We start from the raw sequence: 1,693 nt of genomic DNA, 5'->3' as shown, positions 1-1,693 counted from the left end.
GCCGCCGCGGGGCCTGAGTTGACGGCACGCCAGTCCCCAGCGGCGTCGCCGGCTTCGCGAGCGCCGCACTCCAGAATTTTCCGAGGACCGTCCCCGGCCCCACCTCGACCCCGGTCCGCACGCCGCGCTCGATGAGCAGCGACATGCTTTCCCACCAGCGCACCGGCTTGCGGATCTGCTCCGCGAGCAGCCGGGCCACCGTGCCCGGCTCGTAGAGCCGCGCGGTGACGTTCGCAACCACCGGGATACGCGGATCCGCGAACGTGACGGACTCCAGCACCGCACGGAACTCTTCCGCCGCCGCAGACATGTGTCGCGAGTGGAAGGCCGCGCTGACCTGCAGCGGCACGCAGCGGCCGAGCCCGGCGCCAGTGAGCGCGGCGGTGGCGGCGGTGAGGGCTTCCTTAGTTCCCGAGAGCACAAGTTGTTCGGCGGAATTCCAGTTCGCCACGTCCACGTCGGCGAGCCCCACGCGCTCGAGCAATCCCGTCACGTCCGCGACCGCGGCGCCGACCACGGCGAGCATCCCGCCCCCGTCGGCCAGGCCCATCAGCCGCTCCCGTCGGCCAGGCCCATCAGCCGCCCACGCTCCCGGACCAGCCGCAGGCCCGTCTCGAAGTCGAAGCACTCGGCGGCGAGCAGTGCGTTGTACTCGCCGAGGCTGTGACCTGCCAGGTAGTCCGGACCGGGCAGGCCTTCGCGCCGCCGGTCGAGGTCGGACAGCGCGTTGACCACGTAGAGCAGCGGCTGCACGTACTGCGTCTGACGGAGGTTCGGCTCGCCGGAGCCGGTCGCCTCGAGGCAGACGCGGCGGACCGAGTAGCCGAGGACCGCCTCCGCCCGCGCGACGTGGGCCGGGTAGCGGTCGAACAGCTCGCGGCCCATGCCGCGCGCCTGCGAGCCCTGCCCAGGGAACAGGTGGACCGTTCCCCCGCCGCTCACCGCGCCACCCCGGTCACGGGCAGGCCGCCGCTGAGCCGCTCGGCGACCGGGGTGGACCTCATCAGGGAATCGAACTCCGACACCGCGATCCGCTCCGTCTCCGCGTCGATCGGCCACAGCGTGCGCAGATATTCCTTGCCGGCCCGCACAGTCTCCGGGGCAACCTTGGAAAGCCGGTAGCTCAGGGCCCGCAGGCCCGGCCTGAAATCCTCGGCCACCCGGTCGACCAGGCCGTGCCGCTCGGCCTCGACGGCCTCGACGGCCTCGACGGCCTCGACGGCCTCGACCGGCATGGTGCTGAGGGTCATGGCCCGGGCGAACTGGAGCCCGCAGCGCTGCACGAGGAACGGCAGGACGCAGCAGGGCAGCAGGCCCCACAACATCTCCGGCAGCACGAACGTGCTGCGGGACGTTGCCCAGACCAGGTCGCTCGCCGCGACCAGGCCGGTGCCACCGCCCGTGACCTGCCCGTCCACAGTCGCGACGATCACCTTGGGCAGGTTCCGCATCCGGCGCAGCAGCGCGAAGAACGCCTCGGCGTCCGAGCCAGCGGGCTGGTCCCGCGCCGCGGCGTCCAGGTCCATGCCAGCGCAGAAGCCCGGGCCGGGGGCCGCGGCAAGCACGACCAGCCGGCAGTCGGGGTCGCGCCCCGCCACGTCGAGGGCCTCGGCGAGTTCGCGCAGCAGATCCGGGTCGATGCTGTTGCCCCGCCCCGGCCGGTTAAGAGCGTGTCTTGCGTGGCCGCTCCGGG

General features: G+C 72.8%; 3 protein-coding genes. All 3 read right to left on the bottom strand.

Features of this window, described 5'->3' with window-relative positions; translation table 11 throughout:
• A partial coding sequence (locus tag AC08ON_RS17070; RefSeq protein ID WP_476617339.1) for an ACP S-malonyltransferase occupies positions 1-550 on the bottom strand: 550 nt, incomplete at its 3' end.
• Complete coding sequence (locus tag AC08ON_RS17065) at positions 550-942, bottom strand: acyltransferase domain-containing protein (RefSeq protein ID WP_476617338.1); 393 nt, start codon at positions 940-942, stop codon at positions 550-552. The genes AC08ON_RS17065 and AC08ON_RS17070, both read right to left, overlap by 1 nt.
• Positions 939-1,693, bottom strand: a 755-nt coding sequence (locus tag AC08ON_RS17060) for an enoyl-CoA hydratase/isomerase family protein (protein WP_476617337.1), incomplete at its 5' end; no start/stop codon positions are given. The genes AC08ON_RS17060 and AC08ON_RS17065, both read right to left, overlap by 4 nt.

The organism is Frankia sp. CoWAU3 (genome assembly GCF_977971855.1).
The sequence above is the reverse complement of the archived record's forward strand: the minus strand, read 5'-3'. Positions and strand labels throughout refer to the sequence as shown.